We start from the raw sequence: 20,903 nt of genomic DNA, 5'->3' as shown, positions 1-20,903 counted from the left end.
AAATATAAAGGATACTTATGATACCATTTAGCGATGAAGAGCTTTATGAGCCAGTTTTAGAAAGTCTTAATGTTGTATTGCCTATGCTCCAAAGAGATGGTGGCGGTATGGAGCTTTTGGGTATTAAAAACGGAGTTGTTTATGTGCGTTTAACCGGTCATTGCCACGGCTGTGCCGCAAGCTCTCAAACGCTAAAATTTGGCGTTGAAAAGCAAATTCGAAATGATATTCATCCAGAATTAATAGTGGTAAATATCCCAATTGGTCAAGAATTTGATCTAGAAAAGGTATAGATTTTATCTGAAAATTTATTAGTTGGACTGGATATAAAATTTAGAGTATTAAAAAATATTGGCATTAGTTTTATAACAATATTTTTTCTGTTAGGCTGTGGTGGCGGCTCAGATAAATCTGCTGAGCAAACCATCAAAACTACTCAAGAGATCCCTACAAACACTCAAGAGATTGCCGTAAATAGGGAAGTTTGATAGCACAACCAATGAATAATCATAGTGTAGTAGCATATCCGAGTTTGGCTAAAAATTTAGCTAATACATTTAACTCTCTTACCACAACACATATAAATAAACGCTTATCTAGCCGAGCTATAATCACGCAAGATAGCTAGTTTTATCAAATCTCTCCAAGGGGAGAAATTCGCTAGTGTAAATAATGAGATTTTTGCTTTTATGATGGCTGATGAGATGGATGATTTTTTAAATTCATTCTATTTTAATACCCTAGCAGGCGATTTTAAAGATGGGACAAATCCTAGGCTTTATGGCGGAATTTTTGGTTATGATAGATTTGTAGATGATTTATTGATAGGCACTTACTTTTCATATGCAAACTCAAAAAGTTATAATGTAGAGCTTAAGAGTAATATATATGAGCTTGGATTTTATACTAGATATTTTATGGATAGTAATGAATTTGACTTTAATTTAGCTGGTGGTTATGGCAATTTAGAGCAAAATCTAGATAGATATTTTAACTCTAAATTTGATATTGGTTATATGAGCTTTGGATTGGGTTATGGATATAGAGTATCTTTAAATGAAAAAACATCTATAAAGCCATATATTGGTGCGGATTATCTCTATTTTAAAAGCGAAGATTATATATTAAAAGATAAAAACTCATATGAAACTCAAAAAGTTCAAAGCAACACAGCTAAGAATTTAAAAGCCAAAATTGGTCTTGAGACTATACAAGAATTCAATGATTTTAGTCTATATACAGATTTAAAAATTAAAAGAGATTTAATAGTAGATGATGGCGTGATAAGAAGTTCATTTACTAGCAGCAATGCTGGATTTATAATAGACAGCAAGGATAAAAAGCATACAAATTTCGCAATTGATACAGGTGTTTTATATATAGTTAATAAAAATTTAAGTATCAATTTAAATCTAGGTGCTGATATAAATAGCGATGATAAGCTATATAGTGCAAATTTTGGCTTATCGTATAGATTTAATTAATTATTATTAGATAAGCCTAGAAATCGGTGCTATTTAATCTAAATTTTTTATATTTTGTGTATAATTAGCCATAAATTCTAATCCATATCGTAAATTTGCAATCAGAGGAAATAGATGGGGCAAAACTACAAAGATATTGCAATAAAGCTATTTAAACAAGGGAAATTTGAACTAGCTAAGATGAGCTTTAATATTGCTTATAATAGATCTCCAAGCGATGAGATACTTGCTTTTATAGAGCTTTGCGACACGGCAAAAGATAATCCAAGCGACACTCTTTCATTATTTGAGATATATTTTGATCCAGCTCAAAAGGATAATACTCAAACTATTCTTGAAATTATCGAGCTTATACAAAACGCAAACGATGAGAGCGCTATAATGCTAGAGAGCCAAAATGCCATCACCTACGCAGATTTTAAAAATTTATTAAATGATAATGATTTTAAAGAGTTATTTGAGAGTATTTTATTTTCTACCAAAATTATTATTACGCATAAAGATGAGTTATTTGATCTTGTTAATTCTCTTGTAGATAATGGATTTAGCGATATTGGGCTGAAGTATTTAGAGAGTTCGGTTAAAATGTTTATGGGCGATGAGAGGGTGGCTATGGTGCTACAAAAGATTAGGGATAAAGATGAAAATAGCCTTAAATAGCGGATTTATTACTGATAATTCTAAAGAAGTTAAGAGTGGTTGCTATTTTGTGCTTTCTAATTCAAATTCCAAATACTCCGCTCAAGCCTTAGATCTTGGGGCAAAATTGATTAGTCCAAGCGAGGCTATAGAGCTTTTAGGGCTTAAAAACCGAATTAAAATTATAGGTATTACTGGCACAAATGGCAAGACCACAACCGCATTTTTACTAGCTCATACCTTAGCAAATTTGGGCTATAAAAGTGCAGTTAGCGGGACTTGTGGCTCATTTATCGGCGATAGACAAATAGCCAAAAAGGGGCTAACAACAAGCCAAATTCTAGAGAGTATTAGCTATATTAAAGAGGCCGTTGATAGCGGGTGTGAATATTTTATAATGGAAGTTAGCTCGCACGCCATAGCACAAAATCGTATTGAAGGCTTAGAATTTAGCTTAAAGATTTTTACAAATTTAAGCCAAGATCATCTAGATTATCATAAAAGCTTTAGCGAATACGCAAGGGTAAAATCTAGCTTTTTAAATGATGAGTGCGATAAGATTATAAACGCTGATTGTAAAGAGATTAGCTATAATTCTATAAATTCGCTCACATATTCAACTAATCACGCTGATATTTATGCTGATAAAATTAATTTAGAAAATGGCATAAACGCAACTATTATAAATGGCGATGAGAAGGCGAATTTATCCCTTAATTTACATGGTAAATTTAATCTATATAATGCTCTTAGCGTGATCGCTGCTACAAAAAAGCTATTAAATTTGGATTTACAATCCATATGCGATGGGCTTAAGGACTTTAAGGGCGTGGCTGGTAGAATGGAGATTGTATCGCATTTGCCGACTATTATTGTGGATTTTGCTCATACTCCTGATGGGATACAAAAGGTATTAAGCTCTATGTGTGATAAAGAGCTGATTGTAGTATTTGGTGCTGGTGGAGATAGGGATAAAAGCAAACGCCCTATAATGGGGCAAATCGTCGCTAAGTACGCTAAAATCGCAATTGTAACAAGCGATAATCCAAGGAGTGAAGATCCAGATGATATAATAGAGCAAGTTGCTGCTTTAATGCCTAAAAATACGATTAAAATTCAAAATCGCAAAGAGGCAATCGCAAAGGCTATGGATATACAAAATGATGAGGTATTGTTGATTTTAGGCAAGGGAGATGAGAGTTATCAAGAGATAAATGGGGTTAAATATTCATTTAGCGACCAAGAAGTTGTAAAAGATATATTAGATAAAAAGGATAAAAATGAAAATTGAGATGCTATCTAGCAAAATTCACAGAGCCACTGTAACTGATGCAAATTTAAACTATATTGGCTCAATCACCATAGATGAAAAGCTCATGAAAGCAGCAAATTTGCTTGAGTTTCAAAAGGTAGAGATACTTGATGTAAATAATGGCGAGAGATTTGCTACTTATGTTATTAAAGGCGATAAAGATGGGGAAATTTGCCTAAATGGTGCAGCAGCTAGAAAGGTATGCGTAGGCGATATAATCATCATTGTAAGCTACGCTTCAATGAGCCTTAAAAAGGCTAAGAAATTTCAACCTACAATTATCCATGTGAATTCAAATAATAAAATAGATGGCTAAAAAGCAAGATTTAAAGGCACTTTTGCTATAATCGCCAAAATTTAAAGGTAAATAGATGTTTAAAGATTTTGATTTTTCAAAGATGACGCAAATGCTATCTCAAGCTCAGCAAAAAGCAGATGAATTCCAAGCCCAGCTCGCACAAAAGGAGTTTTGTAGTAAGTCTGGTGGGGGATTAATAAGTGTAAAAATTAATGGTAAATCTGAAATTTTAGATATTAGCATAGATGATTCTTTGCTTGAAGATAAGGATAGTTTGCAAATTCTATTAATTTCAGCCATAAATGACGCTATAAATTTAGCCAATGAAGAGAAGCAAAAAGCGGCTTCATCGCTACTTGGCGGATTTGGTGCTTTTGGGGGTGGATTATGATTAGGATTTTTGTTGCTATCTTAATGCTTGGGGCGATTTTAAATGCGGCTCCAGAGCCTACAATAGCTGATAGAGCTGCCATATATGAGAAGATGAGAGAGTCGCAATTTAACTATAAAGATAATATCGCAATCGCTCTAAATGGCGAGTATGCAGCTGTAGTGTATGATAAGAGTAATCCGCTAAATAAGGCAGATTATATCAAATTTGATCCATATCTTGGGCTATATCTTATCAAGCCTGGATTTACTTTGCGTGGGGCATTTATGCTTGATGAACTTGATAGTAGGCAAGATATGTGGGTTATGACCTTAGAAGAAAATATCGTAAATATGGGGCATATAAAGAGTTTTGGTAGTGAGCTTGGACAGCTTGATGAGCTTAGCTTTAGCACGGGCAAGGCTGGAATGCTAGTTTGTGATTGTGCTTCGATGGTTGGGATCAGCCTTGGAGAAGATAGATTTATACCAAATAGATATTTAAAGCATTTTATGCGTTATGATGATGTGTATTATGGGGATATTGGGGTTAAATTTAATGAAAACAATACCACTATAAAAGTAGTAAGCGCAAATCCATTTGGTGCTGGAAAAGAGCTTAGAAGTGGTGATGAAATTCTCTCAGTCAATGGTAAAAAGCCTACAAGTTTAAGAGAGATAAATGAGATGGTGCTATTTGCCGATAAGGGCTCTTTGCTTAAATTTGAGATTAAGCGTGGTTCGCAGATTTTAAATTATGATATTAAAATGTCAAATATAACAGCTAAAAATATTATAGATGATAATAAAACCGCTGAGGTTAAAAAGATTCCGCCAAAGCCAAAATTTCTACCTGAATTTGGACTAAATGTGGATAAAACAATGACAATTACTAGCGTAAAAGCAAATTCCAAAGCTAGTAAGCTAGGTTTAAAAGTTGGAGATAAAATTATGCAAATAGATGGCGTTGCTATTAAAAGTGCCATTGAAGTGGATAATATTATGAAAAATAAAAATGCTCAAGCATACTATCTAATCTCAAGAGATGATTTTCAGTTTTTTGTGCGAGTAAATAAATGAGTTTTTTGGAGTATTTAGAGTCAAATTTACCCAAAACAGATAGCTTTCATCCGCATTTTAACGAGGCAATTGAGTGGATTTTAAAAGCAGGTGGTAAGCATTTTCGTGCTCAATTATTAATCGGCACCGCTAAAGCCATAAATCCATCGTGTGATCCATATCCAGCGGCTTTAGCAGTGGAGCTACTACACGCGTATTCACTCATTCACGATGACCTTCCAGCGATGGATAATTCTAATCTTCGCCGTGGTGTGGCTACCTTGCATGTCAAATATGATGAGGCCACAGCTATTTTGGTTGGCGATGCTTTAAATACTGAAGCTTTTAGGGTTTTGGCTAATTCAAATTTGCCAGCGGATATAGCTATTAAATCCATTCAGATACTTAGTAAAAATGGCGGTCTTAATGGTATGGTAATTGGTCAAGCCATTGATTGCTATTTTGAAAATAAAAAATTAAATTTAGATGAGTTAAAATTCCTACACCTACACAAAACTGGCGCTCTCATCGCAGCTAGTATGCAAATTGGCGCAGTAATTGCCGGAGCTAGTGATAAAGAGTGTGATAAGATATATGAAGCTGGGCTAAAGCTTGGATTAGCATTTCAAATTCACGATGATATAATAGATGCCACTAGCAACGCTCAAATCGCTGGGAAACCCACAAATAACGATACTTTTAAAAATTCATTTACCAATTTACTTGGCGTAGATGAGGCAAAACGCATTAGAGATGAGCTAGAAGTTAAGATAGTAGATCAAATTCAAAATATCAAAGTAAAAGAGTTAATCTTGGATCTAATAAACAGATATTTAAAAGGATGAAAATGTATAAAAAGCAAGCTGATACGATAAGATTTCTATGTGCTGATATGGTACAAAAGGCAAATTCAGGTCACCCAGGTGCTCCGATGGGACTAGCTGATATAGTTGCGGTTTTAAGCACTCATTTAAATCACAATCCCAAAAATCCAACTTGGCTAAACCGCGATAGATTAGTATTTAGTGGTGGTCATGCTAGTAGCTTGGTTTATAGCTTTTTACATCTTAGTGGATATGATATTAGCATAGATGATTTAAAGGCTTTTCGTCAGCTTAACTCTAAAACTCCAGGTCATCCAGAGATCGAGACTCCTGGTGTGGAGATTGCTACTGGGCCACTTGGTCAAGGCATTGCAAATGCTGTTGGCTTTGCGATGGCGGCTAAATCAGCTGAGAATTTATTGGGTAGTGATATTATTAATCATAAGGTCTATTGCTTATGTGGGGATGGAGATTTACAAGAGGGGATTAGCTATGAGGCTTGCGCCTTAGCTGGTAAGCATAATTTGGATAATTTAGTAATAATTTATGATAGCAATGAGATTACTATAGAGGGTGATACGGCTATAGCGTGGTCTGAGGATGTTAAGGTAAGGTTTGAGGCGGCGGGATTTGAGGTGGCTAAGATTGATGGGCATAGCTATGATGAGATTGAATTTGCTCTAAATGAGGCCAAAAACAAGACAAAACCATACTTAATAATTGCTAAAACAAAGATCGCCAAAGGCGCTGGTGAGCTAGAAGGAAGCCATCACGCACATGGTGCTCCGCTTGGTGAAGAGGTGATAGCTAAGGCTAAGGAGGCGGCGGGATTTGATCCGAATTTAACTTTTTTTGTTGATGATGATGTGAAATTTTGGTTTAATCTCGCACTTGAAAGGGGCGATTTGGCAAATGCTGTGTGGGATAAGAGGGTAAGTGAGCTAGATAAAGAGAAAAAAGAGCTTTTAAATTCGCTTTTAAATCCTGATTTTAGCAAGATTGAATTCCCTGTATTAAAAGGTCAAAAGATGGCAACAAGGGATAGCAATGGTAAAATTTTAAATGCTATTGCCGCTGCTTTACCTGGATTTATCGGTGGTAGTGCTGATCTAGCTCCAAGCAATAAAACCGAGCTAAAAGGATTTGGCGATTATCCAAATGGCAAAAATTTGCATTTTGGCATTAGAGAGCACGCTATGGCGGCGATTTGTAACGCGTATGCTAGATATGGGATTTTTATCCCTTTTAGTGCGACATTTTTTATATTTAGTGATTATCTTAAGGCTGGGGCTAGACTAGCAGCACTTATGGGGCTTAGGCACTATTTTATCTGGACGCATGATAGTATAGGCGTTGGAGAAGATGGCCCAACACATGAGCCAATCGAGCAGCTTAGCACATTTAGAGCTATGCCAAATTTCTATACTTTTCGTCCTGCTGATGGTGCTGAAAATGTGGAGTGCTGGAAGATCGCCCTTAAGCTAAATGCTCCTTGTGGTTTTGTCTGCTCAAGACAGGGGCTAAATCCATTAGATGAGCCTAAATTTGGTAGCGTGGAAAATGGTGCATATCTAATCAAAGAGAGCCAAAATCCACAAATAACACTTGTAGCTAGCGGTAGCGAGGTTGGATTATGCCTTGAAGCATCTAGATTGCTAGAAAATAGCGGTATTGGTGTAAATGTCGTCTCAGCTCCTTGCTTTGAGCTTTTATGCGAGCAAGATGGTAGCTATATCGAGCGTGTATTTTTGCCTAATACTAAGGTTTTAGCCGTAGAGGCTGCAAGTGCGCTTGAGTGGTATAAATTTGCTGATAATGTGCTTGGAATGAGCTCTTTTGGAGCCTCAGCTCCAGCTGATGAGCTATTTGGGCATTTTGGATTTAGTGCTACAAATATAGTAAATGTAGCCAAAGAGATGATTAAATAAAGTCAATTTATAATACAAATTTAGAGTATTTTTTAAGCAAGGTAAATAGCTCCAAACGCTCGGTATCGCTATTTACCAATACGCTTAGATTGAAGCTTTTAAATTTACCATTTTTGCTTGTGTGAGAGATTTTAAGCTTATGCTTTCTATCTCCTACACACTCTTTGATTATGCTTTTTTCATCGCTTGAGCTATCAAAAATTATCTTATATTCCCAAAATGTTGGGTAGATTATTTCTGGTTTTTTACCATTTATTTCACAAATGTAAGCCATCTTCTCTCCTATATTCTCCGCTTTTTCCGCCACTTTTTGACTCTAGTTTTATATCGCTTATTATCATTGATTTATCAATCGCTTTTATCATATCATAGATGGTAAGAAGCCCCACACTAACAGCACTAAGCGCCTCCATCTCTACGCCAGTTTTGCCTTGAGTTGCCACTTTGGCAATGAGCTTAAATCCTAGCAATTCTTGCATATCTACTATATCTATATCAACTGAATTTATAGCAAGTGGATGGCACATTGGGATTAGATCGCTAGTGCGTTTAGCACCCATCACAGCAGCAACCACAGCAGTTTGCAAGACCGGACCCTTCTTGGCGGTATTATTCTTGATAGCTGTGTAGGCATCTTTAGACATTGTGATTACTCCACTAGCAATTGCTATGCGTTTGGTTATATCTTTATTGCTTACATCTACCATCTTTGGCATATTTTTTTCATTTAAATGAGTTAGCATTTTTATCCTTTTTATTATGATTATATCAAATTTTGTCTTAATAATTTTTACTTTAGTTTATATTTATTATATGTTAAAGAATTAATTATATAATCAAAACTCCTAAACAAATAATCTCCTTTTTGTAAAGACACTTGCTCTTTTGAGCTTGTGTTTTATTTAATCATTTTAATTTTTTGTTGTTTTGGGCAGATGTCCGAGTGGTTGAAGGAGCACGCCTGGAACGCGTGTAAGGTGAAAGCCTTCGGGGGTTCAAATCCCTCTCTGTCCGCCACTGAAAATCATAGCTAAGCCAAATATCCTAGTAGTAAAGGTGTATAACTTTAAAAATTATGAAAATAAATAGCATAACATCATGTAAAATTTACGCCTTTTGAGTGTTTATTTATGATTTGAATTAGACTTTTATAGCTAAAATATTATTTTATGTTTTCTTAGCAAATTTTTACTAAGAAAACAGATTATGCTATATTTGGTTTATTACTCTATCTCATCTCTTTTAGTAGAATTTGAATTCCCTCTTCTATTCTAGGCGTTCCTCTTAATAAAAGCGATGAAGGAATGGATATGATTTTTCCATTTTTTGCAGCTTTTACTCTTTTTAGTGCTGGATATGTTTTTATCAGGCTATTTTTTTGCTCATTATCTCCGATAACTACGATAAAATCAGGATTTGCAGTAAGTAGCATCTCTATTGGCAAAATGGGTGATTTTGCTTTTGTATCAGTTACTATGTTTTCTAATCCAAGCTTTGAGATAATATCGCCTGGCAAAGTTTGGTTATTAAATGCCATAATTGGATTTGTTGAAAACAAAATCGCAATCTTTTTTCCCTTTAGATTATCAGAGTTTATAGCATTATTTAATGAGTTTTTTAGCGAAGAAATAATTTCTTTAGCTTTAGAGCTCTTTTGGACTATTTCTCCGATTTTTTCTATATTTGAGTATATATTTTCAAGGCTATTAGCCTCAAAGATTGTGGCATTTATGTCGAATTTTTTAAGCTCACTTATTGTATTGATGGAGTGAAAACTAGCAATCACAAGATCTGGCTTTAGCTCGATAATTTTTTCTAAATTTGGCTTAGTGTAAGTGCCAACGCTAGTGAGATTTTGCGTTAGATTTTTGGGCCAAATTTTTGAAGTTGTCGGCTGTGCGATAGCGACAATTTCATCTTGAGCTTCAAGCATGTAAAGCATCTCAATAATGGCTGGATCAAGTACAACAAGGCGTTTAGCATTTAAATTTAAAGCAAAAAACGCAACTAAAATTAATATAAGAAATTTTTTCATTTTAATCCTTTGAAGCTATAACAAAAAATGAACCATTATATTCGATAATTTCGCAATCTAGGCAATAGATTTCTTTCAAAATTTCCTTCTTAAAAAGCTCTCTTGGAGCACCACTATAGCAAATTTTGCCATCTTTTAGCATAATTAATCTATCACAAAACATACTAGCAAGATTTAAATCATGAATTACCATTAAGCTTAGTAAATTTAACTTTTTTGTTAGATTTTTGCAAATTTTCATCATCTCTACAGCATAGTGTAAATCAAGCGCGCTTGTTGGTTCGTCTAAAAATAGGGCTTTTGGCTCACTAATTAGTGCTCTTGCAAGTAACACTCTTTGAAATTCGCCACCGCTTAATGAGTTTGCTATTCTATCTTTAAATTTAGAAATTTTTAGCAGATCCATAATCTCATTGACCTTTTTTATATCCATATTTGAGTAGTTTTCAAAGCTATTTTTTAGATATGAAAATCTACCCATCAAGAGAATATCAAAAACGCTTAAAGGCATAGATAGAGCCGATTTTTGCGGGACAAAACCGATGGTTTGGGCTAGCTCTTTTAGTGTGTAATTTTGAAGTGGTTTATCATTGATTTTTATAATTCCGCTTTTTGGCTCGATTAACCTTAAAAGATTTTTTAAAAGTGTGCTTTTTCCAGAACCATTTGCACCTAAAATTCCAATAAATTCGCCACTTTTAGCACTTAAATTTATATTTTCTAAAATAAGGCTTTTATCATAGCCAAAGCTTAGATCTTTTACGCAAATTTCACCCACTAGCTTTTCCTTGTTTTATTGCTAAAAATAGAAAAAATGGAGCACCGAAAAATGCTGTAACAACGCCTATTGGAATTTCTATAGGAGATAAAATACTTTTGCTTAAGTTATCACAAAATAGTAAGAATAAAGCTCCCACAATTAATGAAGCTGGAATTAGAGTTGCATTACTTGAAGTTTTAAGAATTAATCTTAGTGTATGTGGAATTATGAGTCCTACAAATCCTATCATTCCTGTAAATGCCACGCTAAAAGCAGTTGCGAGACTTGCTATTATGAGCAGTATTTTCTTACTCTTTTGAACATTCACGCCAAGGGTTTTTGCCTCATCATCTCCGCTTAAAAGTACATTTAATTCATGTCTTTTAAAGTAAAAATACATTGTAGAAAAAATCACTGGAACTATCAAAATAGTCACTTTCTCCCAAGTTGCTCCACTTAAAAACCCCATCATCCAAGCAACTATCTTAAAGCTATCTTCGCCAATCAAATATGTAGCAAAGCTCGTAAATGCTCCTAAAAAAGAGCTAAAGGCGATACCAATTATTAGCAAGGTGGCTATACTTTTCCCTTTTTTATACAGGCTAAAAATCACTAAAGATAGTGCTGAGGCTACAAAAAAAGCAAAAACCCCATAATAAATATCTGGGAGTTTTAAGAAGTATGCAATAACCGCACCAAATGTCGCACTTGCTGCAATTCCTATAATATATGGATCAGCAAGTGGATTTAAAAATACGCTTTGTACTATTACGCCACTACTTGCTAAAAGCATTCCAATCAATAATGCCATAATAAGTCTTGGAAGTCTTATTTCAAGTAAAATTGTTTTTTTCGCCTCATCTATACTATTTGGGTCGCTAAATAATTTTAAAATATCGCCAAAACTTATATCTGCTCCACCAACACTTAGCGAATAGATTACCAAAAAAATGCATAAAGCTATAAAAAATAAATTTGTCCGCCAAGCTTTTTGCATATTATTTTCCGTGTTTGTGAGGCATATTGTGAGGATTTACGCCATCGGCTTGGGATAAAATCTTAAACCCAACCATATCGTAAGCCGCACCAAAACCACGCACAAATCTACCATTTGTTAGACTAAATCTAATAACTTCAAAATCGCTCATTTCTCTTATAAAATTTGCCGCTTGATCTTGTGGAAATTTTTTGGTTATTTCGTCAAAGAAAAATTCTCTTAATTGGCTATTTTTATCAAAATTTGCCTTTGCTTCCCAGCTAGCCCTAATTCGTGCAAATATCGTGTTTGCCTTGCTTTCATCTTGTAAGAAAAGAATTGAAACCTTATCTGGATTTGATATTAAATTTTTATAGTGAGGTGCTACTGATGAGATTAAAGCTAAAATTTCATCATCTTTTCTCATAGCTGGTGCATAAGATGAAAATGGCATACCATTTTTTAGGCTAGAAATTATGACGCTATTATTGCTATCTATAAATTCAATTAATTGAGCTGAAATCTTTACAAGCTTATCACCGCTTGGCTTTAAATCTTTACAAATTTCCATTATCGCATCTTTGTATCCTTCGCCATTTTGATTGGCTTTTTTAGCAAATGGAACTCTTATTAAATTTCCATCAACATCAATATCCAAACCATCTTCATCAATATCTACTATTTTTGCATCTTTGGCATTTTGTAGTGAGCCAAATTTTATCGCCATTGCCTCGACTATATCGCCGTGCTCCTCATTCATATGCTTAATTGCATTATTTTTCATTTTTTCTCCTTAAAATTAAAGTTTAGCTCAAGCTGCATTACAATCTGAGCTAAATCTTAATCTTTTCATTTTTTTATCTCATAAATTTTTTGTGCAGCATAAAAATATCTACCATCATGACTAATTAATATAATAGTAAATCCAAGTGAGTTTAGATAAGGTAAAATTTCATTATAAAAAATGGCTTTAAAGTTTGGATCTTGATTAGTCGCCCACTCATCAAGAAGCAATAAACTTCTATTTTCTAAAAGAGCATTTATAAGAGCTAAACGCTTTTTTTGGCCTTCAATACACTCAGAATAATCCTTATAAAGTGTGTTTTTGCCAAGTCTATGTCTGTTAAAATATGTATAAGTTCTTTTCATAAAATAAAAACTTATAACAATCATAACAGCTAGGCAAAGCATAACCAAAATCCCAATACCAGGTGATAGATATGCTATATCGCTAGTTAATGATGCTAAGAGCTTGTTTTTTGGAATTTTATTTATGCTTTCAAATTTTGCATTTAATATCTCTTTTACGATTTTTAAGCGAATATTATATACAAAATTATGCCCTAAATGCGTGATAATAGCTCTAGATATAACGGCAAAAATTAAGAATAAAATCAAGATAAGCTCAAATGTAGATTTTAAATAGAATTTCACTTTTTACCTCTAAATTTTCAGTGCTAAAAATGCGTTTTTTGCATTTTCTAAGTCAGTTTTATCAGGATGGGTGCTTGCTTGTAGCCATCTAGCTTCTTTTTCTGGCGTGATTTTATAGCGTTTATCATTTGGATAAATTTTTGCCATTTCTCGCATTTTTTCTATAATTTTTGGATCGATCGCGCCTTGGGAATAAAAAGTAACTAAAATCTCATTTCCTTGCGAAATAAATTTAGCCTTAAATCCATCTATAGCATTTTTTGCATATTCGCTATTTGTATCTCCGCCCATTGTTATAAAAAGCCCTATTTTTTTAGAGCGAATTTGGCTTGTAAAGCCCTTAAAATCACTATCCATATCGCCTTTGTCTATGTAAAATCCTATAGCTATAAAATCATAATTTTCTAACTCTTGTAATGAGATTTGGGTATAATTTATGCTTTTACAATTTAACGCACTAGCAATGCTATTTGCAACTTTTTTTGTATTTTCTGTAAGTGATGAAACAATGACAATTTTTTTCACGCCAAATCCTTTTTAAATAAGCTTACTATATTTGCGATACTATTTTTCCAAAAAATATCAAATTTATGGTATTTTAGTATTTCTCTTTTAATGCTTAAGCATCCATCTATTTTACAAAATTCTACTATTTGCGATCTATTAAGGCTTGGCATTTTGTGGCATTTTATCTCTATAAGCACCTTTTATCCTTTAAATTTAAATTCATATGGTTTTATAATTTTACAATTACTAATACCATCTTTAAGTACCTTGATATCCAGCTTTTGGGTTAATATTTTAGCTTGGTCATTAAAAATTTCACTCTTTCCATTGACTTTTAGAATTTTAATACTTCCATCTTTGTTTATTTGAAATTCAACTTCAACTCTAAAAGTATCTCTAAGCTTTAATAAAAGTGCTTTTTTAGGGTAGGTTGGTTCTATTTTATTTGTGATTATAAAGCCAACCCCTTCTAGGCAGACATCTTCGCTTTTTTTAAACTCATTAACTATATTTTGAGTTGTTTTATTTGAAATTTGTGATTTATCAAATTGATTTTGAATTGAAATTTCGCTTATTTGCTCTATTTTTTCTACTTTGTGTATATCTTTAAGCACTTTTTTTGGTTTTGGCTGTGGTTTGGATTTTTGAGCTTCTTTTATAGGCTCATCTTTTGCCTTTTCGATTTTTGTTAATTCCTCTACTAGATCTTGTTTTATCTCCTCTTTTTTTGGTTTTGGCTCGATTTTTGGAGTTTCTTGCCCCTTTGTTTCATTTAATTTTATAGTGATCTTTTTTGGGGTAGTTATTGCTTCATCTGAGTGCAGTGGCAAAAATAATATCACCAAATTTATAATGAGAGAGAGCAAGAAATATCTCATTTTATGCCTTAAAATGTGTATTTAAACTCAGCATAAAAATTTCTCTCAGGTGCTGGAATATAGCTATTTTGTTTTTTATTTTGATATGTGTTATACCTTTCATTAAATAGATTTTTTATTCCAGCTGACATTGAGATATTTTTTGCAAAGTCATATTTTGTGCCAATATCAACGATAAAACGATCTTTTATCTTATCATAGTTGCTATCAACCGTGCTATCAAAATATTTAAAATTACTTAAAATTGTAAGCTTTTTAATTGGCAGATAATCAACTCCTAGCACAAATTTAGTTCTTGGGACAAGTGGCACTCTTTTTCCATTATCTTTGCCCTCTTTTATCTGTGCATTAATATATGAGAATGTTTGACTTAGTTTTAATTGGTCAAATAGCCATTGCTCTGAATATAGCTCAAGTCCATAACGGCGAGTTTTTGAGAGATTATAATATCTCCAAGCTTGAGCGTGGCGACCACCACCAAGCTCTTCATAAACAATCTCATCAGTTGTATCTGTTTTAAAGATTGTAGCACTTGAGAATTGACCAAAAATTAAGTCTTTTATACCAACTTCATATGTCCTAAATATCTCTGGCTTTAAATTATTAAATGAGTAGCCTTTGATTTGATCTTTATCTGTTAATTGAACTGGACTTGGCGATATAAAGCCACGCTCAAATTTTAAATAAACATTCCCAGTATCTGAATATTTGAAATTTGGCGTAATTTCAAATGCATAAGTATTAATATCAGTGTTATTTTGTATGCTATCTGTGGTATTTATAGGTCTAGGTGGCATTCCATTTGTTGTCATATTCACATTTGTAGTTCTGCTATTTGTATAATCAGCCCACTCATATCTTGCCCCAGCACCTAAAGAAAACCAGCTATTAAACTCATGCCTTTGAAGTGCGTATATAGAGTGAGTATTTTTTGTTATATCTACATTTATATCATTATGATAGCGCCCCCCTGTTGGCATATTCATATCCATAATAGAGCTTCTTGCTCCATCATTTTTCTCATATTCGTATCCAGCTACAAATTCGCCACTACCATAATCATATCTACCTTTTGTTTTTACGCCCTTTTTTTCATCTTCGAAAAGACCATAAGTAACATATGATGAGAAAATATCTGGTGTCATTTTTATTTTTTGATAATATGGCATTATTCGAATTTCGAGCTCATCAACTGGCTTAATAGAGTAGTCTAGGCTAATATCGAGTTGTCTATCTTTTTGGAATGTTTTATCACTTCCTGCTGCTTTTCTATTATTATTAAGCTCATCTTTTGTTATTGAGCTTGTTGTGTCTATTTTTGAGCTATAGTAGTTTGTATTTAGTGTTATGTTTTGAGTATCTGTTATCTGATAGATAGCTGATCCGCTTGTATAATATCCTCTATTTCTTTCATTATATCTATAGCCATTTTCGCTGAAGGCTTTTGCGTTAAATTTTAAATATAAATCATCGGTTGCTTTTACCCCTAGAGCTAAATTTGTAGATCTGTGAGAGTATGAGCCAAATTTAGCTGAAATATTAGCAAAAAAATCCTCAGGCTTTTGCTTTGTAATTATGTTTATAACGCCACCTGCAGTACCTCCACCATAAAGCACACTTCCTCCGCCTGGGATTACCTCAATTCTTTCTATATCATCGACATTTATCATATTGATTGGAACTACAGCATGAGCAGTGTCTAGCATATTTAACCCAATTCCGTTAATCAATACTTTTACAGATGTATTGGCTTTGCTTCCTTGACCTCTAAGATCTACCGTATCGCCAAATCCAGGATTGACGAAGGTTACACTTGGAACTTTTTCTAAGATCTCTTGGACGCTAGCATACCCTCGCCCTTGGATCTCATCAGCTGTGATGATAGAAACATTTCTAGTTTCATCTTTTAAGGGACTCTCAAAGCCTGTAGCCGTGATGACTGTGGTATCAAGCTTGGTATCAGCGGCATTAAGAGCGATAGCTGATGTGGCGCATAGACTAAAAATAGCAAATTTGTTTATCATTTTAACTCCTAAATTATTGGTTTAATTTTTTCTTATATTTAACTCTACATTATTGACATTTGCATCTTTTAAAATAGAAATAAGATCGATAATTTTCTTATATTCAAGCCCTTCATCGGCGCTTATTTTGATACTATTTTTATGATTTTCATCCAAATTCGAGATGAAATTTTTTAATGCGTCTATACTTAAAATTTGCTCTATTTCGCCAATTTTTAATGTAATTTTTTCATTTATTTCATAAAATAATTCTACTGGCAAGTTATTATCTTTTTCAAATTCAGTAGTAGTCTGCGGTAAATTTACATTAAAATGAGTAAGTTTGTTAAATGTTGTTGTTAGCATAAAAAATAGCAACAAAACAAAGATAACATCGATCAAATTTAGCATAGAAATTCTGCCGATTTTATTTTGTTCTCTTCTTACAAATTTCATGCAATTCTCCTGCTAAAAAGCCCAATTGTTCTATTTAAGTCATTTAAAATATAATCTATTTTCTTGTTTATCATTAGATGAATTATTAAGCAAGGAATTGCTACTATTAGACCGGCTGCTGTGGTGTAGAGTGCTTCTGAAATTCCTATGGCTACCTCTGGTGCATTTGCTCCGCCACTTAATCCAGCAAATGATCTAATCATTCCAGTAATTGTGCCTAAAAGCCCAAGTTGCGGAGCTACGCTTGCACACATTCTAAGAATCCAGTTATGTTTTTCCAAATTTACAATTTTATCATTTATAGCCTCTTCAATAATGTAGTCTATTTGCGATTTTGTATCTAGTTTAAAATTTACACTTTCAAGCACAAAAATAGTAGTTTTAGCAATTGTATTTTTATATTTTTGGCATAAAATTTTTACCTCTTCATCTTTGTTGCTGTTGATTAGAGTTGCTAACTTCATCTTAAATTTTGCCGTGGCATCTAGTTCGTAAATCAGAAAGTAACAGAGCTTTTCAAGTATTACCCCAAATGACAAAACAAAAAGGAAAAATATAGGCCACATAAATGGACCGCCAGTATAAAAATATGCTAACATTAAATTCTCCGTAAATAAAGATAAATTTACTCCTAAATATTATATTTTGATATTGCTTATCAAAAACTAAATGGAATTGTAACAATAAATTACTTAAATGATAATTAAAATCAATATTTTTTATCTATGGTAAATATATAAAGATAAAATTTTTATTTTTTAACTTTATCTGAAGCTAAAAAAAGAGATAAGAGGCATCCACAATGTAACTTATAATGATAAAAAAGCAACTTATATCAAGACTGAAGCTTTTAAATTTAGGCAACTCATTAAGAGAGTATATAAAAACATACAAAGAGCCTTTTATAGATAAAAATGGAGCTAGAATTTACGAATGGGAAAATAAAGAAGGGGTTAGATTTAGAGTTGTTGCTGATAGTAGCCGTAGGGACATGACGACCGCCGAATTACCACAACCTACGGTTACTGATGATATTATAACATTTTATTTTGATAGAAATATAAAAGATAAAATGATTTTTAGAAATCCAAAACTGAATAAAGATAAAAGAAAGCCAAATTCACAAGTTAAAGGCGATACCGCGAACTTGTCCGCTTATAGCGGTAAATTTAAGGGTGATATAGTATGGGGTGGGGACACGCTCTCTACTTTAAACGCCCCACAAATAGCTAAACAAGAAGTAGAAGCTATGGGTGAAACTATACCAAATCAAAGCATAAAAAAGCTGAAACTAGAGCCAAGCAATACGCTAAATTTCTAGCTGAAGCTAACGAGCCAACACAAGATGAGCTTTATCAAGTTTATAAAAAGGCTAAAAAGATATAGAAAAACCAACCAAAAAAATCCGCATTTGTCGGATGGATAACTTTCTCAAAGATAGTTCAAAGCACAAGAGGTGGGTCAAGGGAGTGTGGCTCCTTGTCGCAAAGTGGGGCTTAGCTCGTGCGGCGAAGTTAAAATAGGGGTAACCCTACGAAGTAGGGGCTTTAGTGCGTTTCCAAAACCAGCGAATGCGACACCTTTAGGGGTGGTTTCCTTGAAAACCAGCGAATGCGACACCTTTAGGGGTGGTTTCCTTGAAAACCAGCGAATGCGACGGCTTTAGCCGAGGTTTTTGTAAAGTGCTAAACTTTGGTCGCAAAGCTGGGCTTAGCTCGTGCGGCGAAGTTAAAATAATATAAATAAAGGAGAAAAAATGCTAAATTTAGACACAAATAAGCTAATTAGTGATTATAAACAAATAGAAGCGTCAATCGTTAGTGAAAACTCAATATTTGATAAGGCTATTAAATATCTTGATGATAGCTTTAATGATAAAACTCTAGCCCCAAAGGATAAATATTTTGCCACACTAGCCATTTTTACCATTTTATGGAATTTTTTAAGGCACTTAAACTAGCTAATATTAAAGTAAAATTTAGCTATAAGATTAAATTTTGCTAATCCATCACTAATAAATATTTTTGCGGAGTGCTATCATTTGCCTACACATAGCTAAAACGCAATGGAAAATATAGTTAAATTCAAAAAAGCTATAAAAATAGCGTTAAAAAGACCGCCGAAGCGGTCATTATGGTATTAGAGTCTTGACTCATAGCGTCTAAGCATATAGAGTCTTTTAAGCATTTTTTTACGAGCTGAAATTTTCTGCTTTTTGCGAACTTCAGTCATAGGCTCGAAAAATCTTCTAGCGCGAACTTCGGTAACTACTAAGTTACGATCAGTTTGCTTTTTAAAGCGTCTGTATGCCTCATCAAAAGACTCGTTTGGATGTACCTTAACTCCTGGCACGATCCTCACCACCTTTCGTTTAAAATTTAAAAATTGTAATTTTAATCAAATTTAACTTAAATACTCATTACAAATAATATAAAATTTTTTATTAATTATGTTTTAATATAAGAAGTTATATAATCGTCGCCAAAAATTCAAAGGAAATTCCAAATGTCTTGCTCTCCTACGCACTACACGAAGCGACGCTATATTGTCTATTCTATCGTTACTTTAATAGCTTTGATAACTCCATTTATTCGTATTAACGGCAATCATTTATTTTTGCTTAGCTTTGATAAAAAGCAGCTACATTTGCTATTTACTTCATTTGATATGCAAGAGCTATATTTGATGCCATTTTTGCTTATTATTTTGTTTTTGAGTATATTTTTTATGACTACTTTAGGCGGAAGGGTTTGGTGCGGATGGACCTGTCCGCAGACGATATTTCGTGTAATTTATAGAGATTTAATCAGCACCAAAATTCTTAGAATTCGTAAAAATATTAAAGACAAGCAAAAAGAATTTGATGGCAACATCATTAAAAAATTTATCTCAGTGATAATCTGGATAGCTCTTGCTTTTGTCGCTGCGAGTAATTTTATGTGGTATTTTGTGCCACCTGAGGATTTTTTTGCTTATCTTGCTAATCCAGCAGAGCATAAGCTTTTAGTTGGAATTTTAATAGGAATTAGTGCGTTTTTAGTATTTGATGTGGTGTATTTGGCTGAGAATTTCTGCGTTTATGTCTGTCCGTATGCGAGAATTCAAAGCGTTATGTTTGATAATGATACCATTCAAGTAATCTATGATGAAAATCGTGGTGGTAAAATTTATGATGGCCATATGAAATTAGGCAAAAAGCCTACCGCCCCAGATGCAGAGTGCATTGGCTGTGAGGCTTGTGTGAGGGTTTGTCCAACTCACATTGATATACGAAAAGGCATGCAACTAGAGTGTATAAACTGCTTAGAGTGTAGCGATGCGTGTAGTGAAGTGATGGGTAAGCTTGGTAAAAAAAGTTTGATAAATTGGACAAGTGCTAAGGCTGTAAAAACTGGAAATAAGGTTAAATATTTTAGATTTAGAACAATTGCTTATATGGTTGTGTTGTGCGTAGCTATAATCGCACTTGGCGTTATGACGACTAAAAAAGAGCATATGCTACTAAACATAAATAGAGCAACCCAGCTATATAGCATTCAAGTGCTTGATGATAATAGCTTAAAAGTTCAAAACGCCTATACATTTTTAATCCAAAATACAGATAATACAGAGCACTCTTACTATTTTGATGTCAATGAGACTAAAATAGCAATCGATAGACCTCTAAAGCCTATAACTCTCAAAGCTGGTGGCAAGAAGAAGATTATAGTAGTGCTAAGCACCACCCATACTTTGGTAAATGATACTAGACACGATACGCCAATAGATATTATGATTCATGCATACGCTAATGATAATAAAGAGTTAATTAGCGTTGATCGTAAAACAATTTTTGTCTATCCTAAACAGATTGAGCTAGAAAAAGCTTTAAATTCAAAATAATTATCAAATGGAGATTTGGCTCTCCTTTTGATAACAAATATCAAGATAAAACTGGAAAA

General features: G+C 33.5%; 27 protein-coding genes and 1 tRNA gene. 14 read left to right on the top strand and 14 right to left on the bottom strand.

Annotated features, from left to right (window positions below; genetic code table 11):
* The first annotated feature begins 17 nt into the window (after positions 1-17).
* From CSUIS_RS07980 to tkt, 10 genes are all read left to right on the top strand, one after another.
* Positions 18-293, top strand: a complete 276-nt coding sequence (locus tag CSUIS_RS07980) for a NifU family protein (RefSeq protein ID WP_086237479.1) — start codon at positions 18-20, stop codon at positions 291-293.
* A gap of 206 nt (positions 294-499) precedes the next feature.
* Entirely contained in the window at positions 500-628 is a 129-nt protein-coding gene (locus CSUIS_RS08650; protein ID WP_257789240.1) for a hypothetical protein, read from the top strand.
* A gap of 61 nt (positions 629-689) precedes the next feature.
* Positions 690-1,484 carry an autotransporter outer membrane beta-barrel domain-containing protein gene (locus tag CSUIS_RS07975; protein ID WP_086237478.1) on the top strand — a complete coding sequence of 265 codons (795 nt, stop codon included), beginning with the start codon at positions 690-692 and terminating at the stop codon, positions 1,482-1,484.
* A gap of 114 nt (positions 1,485-1,598) precedes the next feature.
* Entirely contained in the window at positions 1,599-2,144 is a 546-nt protein-coding gene (locus CSUIS_RS07970) for a hypothetical protein (RefSeq protein WP_086242386.1), read from the top strand.
* On the top strand, positions 2,125-3,414 hold the full coding sequence (locus CSUIS_RS07965; RefSeq protein ID WP_086298442.1) for a UDP-N-acetylmuramoyl-L-alanyl-D-glutamate--2,6-diaminopimelate ligase: 1,290 nt from the start codon (positions 2,125-2,127) through the stop codon (positions 3,412-3,414). The genes CSUIS_RS07970 and CSUIS_RS07965 overlap by 20 nt, the downstream gene beginning before the upstream one ends.
* Positions 3,404-3,751, top strand: coding sequence for an aspartate 1-decarboxylase (panD, locus tag CSUIS_RS07960; protein WP_086298440.1), 348 nt, complete (start codon positions 3,404-3,406; stop codon positions 3,749-3,751). The genes CSUIS_RS07965 and panD overlap by 11 nt, the downstream gene beginning before the upstream one ends.
* Positions 3,752-3,806: 55 nt before the next feature.
* Positions 3,807-4,124 carry a YbaB/EbfC family nucleoid-associated protein gene (locus CSUIS_RS07955; RefSeq protein WP_086237474.1) on the top strand — a complete coding sequence of 106 codons (318 nt, stop codon included), beginning with the start codon at positions 3,807-3,809 and terminating at the stop codon, positions 4,122-4,124.
* Positions 4,121-5,182: a DUF7488 domain-containing protein gene (locus tag CSUIS_RS07950; protein WP_086298438.1), complete on the top strand. Its 1,062-nt coding sequence runs from the start codon at positions 4,121-4,123 to the stop codon at positions 5,180-5,182. Before CSUIS_RS07955 ends, CSUIS_RS07950 begins: the two co-directional genes overlap by 4 nt.
* Positions 5,179-6,006 carry a polyprenyl synthetase family protein gene (locus CSUIS_RS07945; RefSeq protein ID WP_086292855.1) on the top strand — a complete coding sequence of 276 codons (828 nt, stop codon included), beginning with the start codon at positions 5,179-5,181 and terminating at the stop codon, positions 6,004-6,006. Before CSUIS_RS07950 ends, CSUIS_RS07945 begins: the two co-directional genes overlap by 4 nt.
* A gap of 2 nt (positions 6,007-6,008) precedes the next feature.
* Positions 6,009-7,913, top strand: a complete 1,905-nt coding sequence (gene tkt, locus CSUIS_RS07940) for a transketolase (protein ID WP_086298437.1) — start codon at positions 6,009-6,011, stop codon at positions 7,911-7,913.
* 7 nt (positions 7,914-7,920) lie between these two features.
* On the opposite strand, the gene CSUIS_RS07935 is transcribed toward tkt, so the two are convergent.
* Both CSUIS_RS07935 and moaC read right to left on the bottom strand, forming a co-directional pair.
* Positions 7,921-8,187: an HP0495 family protein gene (locus tag CSUIS_RS07935; RefSeq protein ID WP_086237470.1), complete on the bottom strand. Its 267-nt coding sequence runs from the start codon at positions 8,185-8,187 to the stop codon at positions 7,921-7,923.
* The gene (gene moaC / locus CSUIS_RS07930; RefSeq protein WP_086237469.1) at positions 8,171-8,656 is read right to left on the bottom strand and encodes a cyclic pyranopterin monophosphate synthase MoaC; all 486 of its coding nucleotides are present in this window, start codon (positions 8,654-8,656) and stop codon (positions 8,171-8,173) included. Before moaC ends, CSUIS_RS07935 begins: the two co-directional genes overlap by 17 nt.
* A 186-nt stretch (positions 8,657-8,842) precedes the next feature.
* On the opposite strand from moaC, the gene CSUIS_RS07925 reads away from it, so the two are divergent.
* A tRNA-Ser gene (locus tag CSUIS_RS07925) sits at positions 8,843-8,930 on the top strand.
* A gap of 211 nt (positions 8,931-9,141) precedes the next feature.
* Here the strand turns inward: CSUIS_RS07925 and CSUIS_RS07920 are convergent.
* The 11 genes from CSUIS_RS07920 to CSUIS_RS07870 form a co-directional block, all read right to left on the bottom strand.
* Complete coding sequence (locus CSUIS_RS07920) at positions 9,142-9,948, bottom strand: ABC transporter substrate-binding protein (protein ID WP_086298434.1); 807 nt, start codon at positions 9,946-9,948, stop codon at positions 9,142-9,144.
* Between the two features lies 1 nt (position 9,949).
* Positions 9,950-10,717 (bottom strand): ABC transporter ATP-binding protein, encoded by a 768-nt coding sequence (locus tag CSUIS_RS07915; RefSeq protein ID WP_086298632.1) that lies wholly within the window; start codon positions 10,715-10,717, stop codon positions 9,950-9,952.
* A gap of 1 nt (position 10,718) precedes the next feature.
* On the bottom strand, positions 10,719-11,705 hold the full coding sequence (locus CSUIS_RS07910) for a FecCD family ABC transporter permease (RefSeq protein WP_086298432.1): 987 nt from the start codon (positions 11,703-11,705) through the stop codon (positions 10,719-10,721).
* Between the two features lies 1 nt (position 11,706).
* Complete coding sequence (locus CSUIS_RS07905) at positions 11,707-12,468, bottom strand: HugZ family heme oxygenase (protein WP_086237467.1); 762 nt, start codon at positions 12,466-12,468, stop codon at positions 11,707-11,709.
* Between the two features lie 65 nt (positions 12,469-12,533).
* Positions 12,534-13,118 (bottom strand): ABC transporter domain-containing protein, encoded by a 585-nt coding sequence (locus CSUIS_RS07900; protein WP_086298430.1) that lies wholly within the window; start codon positions 13,116-13,118, stop codon positions 12,534-12,536.
* A 9-nt stretch (positions 13,119-13,127) separates the two neighbouring features.
* Entirely contained in the window at positions 13,128-13,643 is a 516-nt protein-coding gene (locus CSUIS_RS07895; RefSeq protein WP_086298428.1) for a flavodoxin family protein, read from the bottom strand.
* Entirely contained in the window at positions 13,640-13,822 is a 183-nt protein-coding gene (locus CSUIS_RS07890) for a hypothetical protein (protein ID WP_086237464.1), read from the bottom strand. Before CSUIS_RS07890 ends, CSUIS_RS07895 begins: the two co-directional genes overlap by 4 nt.
* Before the next feature lie 3 nt (positions 13,823-13,825).
* The gene (locus tag CSUIS_RS07885; protein ID WP_086298426.1) at positions 13,826-14,503 is read right to left on the bottom strand and encodes an energy transducer TonB; all 678 of its coding nucleotides are present in this window, start codon (positions 14,501-14,503) and stop codon (positions 13,826-13,828) included.
* An 8-nt stretch (positions 14,504-14,511) separates the two neighbouring features.
* Entirely contained in the window at positions 14,512-16,527 is a 2,016-nt protein-coding gene (locus CSUIS_RS07880; protein WP_086298424.1) for a TonB-dependent receptor, read from the bottom strand.
* A 21-nt stretch (positions 16,528-16,548) separates the two neighbouring features.
* Complete coding sequence (locus CSUIS_RS07875; protein WP_086237461.1) at positions 16,549-16,962, bottom strand: ExbD/TolR family protein; 414 nt, start codon at positions 16,960-16,962, stop codon at positions 16,549-16,551.
* Complete coding sequence (locus CSUIS_RS07870; RefSeq protein ID WP_086242379.1) at positions 16,959-17,561, bottom strand: MotA/TolQ/ExbB proton channel family protein; 603 nt, start codon at positions 17,559-17,561, stop codon at positions 16,959-16,961. The genes CSUIS_RS07875 and CSUIS_RS07870 overlap by 4 nt, the downstream gene beginning before the upstream one ends.
* Before the next feature lie 215 nt (positions 17,562-17,776).
* Between CSUIS_RS07870 and CSUIS_RS08410 the strand changes: the two genes are divergently transcribed.
* Positions 17,777-18,283 (top strand): hypothetical protein, encoded by a 507-nt coding sequence (locus CSUIS_RS08410; RefSeq protein ID WP_192940188.1) that lies wholly within the window; start codon positions 17,777-17,779, stop codon positions 18,281-18,283.
* A gap of 435 nt (positions 18,284-18,718) precedes the next feature.
* Positions 18,719-18,922 (top strand): hypothetical protein, encoded by a 204-nt coding sequence (locus CSUIS_RS07860; protein WP_086298422.1) that lies wholly within the window; start codon positions 18,719-18,721, stop codon positions 18,920-18,922.
* Positions 18,923-19,101: 179 nt separating this feature from the next.
* Here the strand turns inward: CSUIS_RS07860 and rpsU are convergent, their stop codons facing one another.
* Positions 19,102-19,314: a 30S ribosomal protein S21 gene (gene rpsU / locus CSUIS_RS07855; protein WP_086237457.1), complete on the bottom strand. Its 213-nt coding sequence runs from the start codon at positions 19,312-19,314 to the stop codon at positions 19,102-19,104.
* A gap of 153 nt (positions 19,315-19,467) precedes the next feature.
* Between rpsU and ccoG the strand changes: the two genes are divergently transcribed.
* The gene (ccoG, locus tag CSUIS_RS07850; RefSeq protein WP_086237456.1) at positions 19,468-20,844 is read left to right on the top strand and encodes a cytochrome c oxidase accessory protein CcoG; all 1,377 of its coding nucleotides are present in this window, start codon (positions 19,468-19,470) and stop codon (positions 20,842-20,844) included.
* The last annotated feature ends 59 nt before the right edge of the window (positions 20,845-20,903 follow it).

This window comes from Campylobacter porcelli (assembly GCF_002139855.1).
Classification (GTDB): domain Bacteria; phylum Campylobacterota; class Campylobacteria; order Campylobacterales; family Campylobacteraceae; genus Campylobacter; species Campylobacter porcelli.
The sequence above is the reverse complement of the archived record's forward strand: the minus strand, read 5'-3'. Positions and strand labels throughout refer to the sequence as shown.

What these genes read in the sequence shown, in the direction of transcription:
- CSUIS_RS07980 (WP_086237479.1), top strand. Translation starts at nt 18, where the DNA reads ATGATACCATTTAGCGATGAAGAGCTTTATGAGCCAGTTTTAGAAAGT.
- CSUIS_RS08650 (WP_257789240.1), top strand. Translation starts at nt 500, where the DNA reads ATGAATAATCATAGTGTAGTAGCATATCCGAGTTTGGCTAAAAATTTA.
- CSUIS_RS07975 (WP_086237478.1), top strand. Translation starts at nt 690, where the DNA reads ATGATGGCTGATGAGATGGATGATTTTTTAAATTCATTCTATTTTAAT.
- CSUIS_RS07970 (WP_086242386.1), top strand. Translation starts at nt 1,599, where the DNA reads ATGGGGCAAAACTACAAAGATATTGCAATAAAGCTATTTAAACAAGGG.
- CSUIS_RS07965 (WP_086298442.1), top strand. Translation starts at nt 2,125, where the DNA reads ATGAAAATAGCCTTAAATAGCGGATTTATTACTGATAATTCTAAAGAA.
- panD (WP_086298440.1), top strand. Translation starts at nt 3,404, where the DNA reads ATGAAAATTGAGATGCTATCTAGCAAAATTCACAGAGCCACTGTAACT.
- CSUIS_RS07955 (WP_086237474.1), top strand. Translation starts at nt 3,807, where the DNA reads ATGTTTAAAGATTTTGATTTTTCAAAGATGACGCAAATGCTATCTCAA.
- CSUIS_RS07950 (WP_086298438.1), top strand. Translation starts at nt 4,121, where the DNA reads ATGATTAGGATTTTTGTTGCTATCTTAATGCTTGGGGCGATTTTAAAT.
- CSUIS_RS07945 (WP_086292855.1), top strand. Translation starts at nt 5,179, where the DNA reads ATGAGTTTTTTGGAGTATTTAGAGTCAAATTTACCCAAAACAGATAGC.
- tkt (WP_086298437.1), top strand. Translation starts at nt 6,009, where the DNA reads ATGTATAAAAAGCAAGCTGATACGATAAGATTTCTATGTGCTGATATG.
- CSUIS_RS07935 (WP_086237470.1), bottom strand. Translation starts at nt 8,187, where the DNA reads ATGGCTTACATTTGTGAAATAAATGGTAAAAAACCAGAAATAATCTAC.
- moaC (WP_086237469.1), bottom strand. Translation starts at nt 8,656, where the DNA reads ATGCTAACTCATTTAAATGAAAAAAATATGCCAAAGATGGTAGATGTA.
- CSUIS_RS07920 (WP_086298434.1), bottom strand. Translation starts at nt 9,948, where the DNA reads ATGAAAAAATTTCTTATATTAATTTTAGTTGCGTTTTTTGCTTTAAAT.
- CSUIS_RS07910 (WP_086298432.1), bottom strand. Translation starts at nt 11,705, where the DNA reads ATGCAAAAAGCTTGGCGGACAAATTTATTTTTTATAGCTTTATGCATT.
- CSUIS_RS07905 (WP_086237467.1), bottom strand. Translation starts at nt 12,468, where the DNA reads ATGAAAAATAATGCAATTAAGCATATGAATGAGGAGCACGGCGATATA.
- CSUIS_RS07885 (WP_086298426.1), bottom strand. Translation starts at nt 14,503, where the DNA reads ATGAGATATTTCTTGCTCTCTCTCATTATAAATTTGGTGATATTATTT.
- CSUIS_RS07880 (WP_086298424.1), bottom strand. Translation starts at nt 16,527, where the DNA reads ATGATAAACAAATTTGCTATTTTTAGTCTATGCGCCACATCAGCTATC.
- CSUIS_RS07875 (WP_086237461.1), bottom strand. Translation starts at nt 16,962, where the DNA reads ATGAAATTTGTAAGAAGAGAACAAAATAAAATCGGCAGAATTTCTATG.
- CSUIS_RS07870 (WP_086242379.1), bottom strand. Translation starts at nt 17,561, where the DNA reads ATGTTAGCATATTTTTATACTGGCGGTCCATTTATGTGGCCTATATTT.
- CSUIS_RS08410 (WP_192940188.1), top strand. Translation starts at nt 17,777, where the DNA reads ATGATAAAAAAGCAACTTATATCAAGACTGAAGCTTTTAAATTTAGGC.
- CSUIS_RS07860 (WP_086298422.1), top strand. Translation starts at nt 18,719, where the DNA reads ATGCTAAATTTAGACACAAATAAGCTAATTAGTGATTATAAACAAATA.
- ccoG (WP_086237456.1), top strand. Translation starts at nt 19,468, where the DNA reads ATGTCTTGCTCTCCTACGCACTACACGAAGCGACGCTATATTGTCTAT.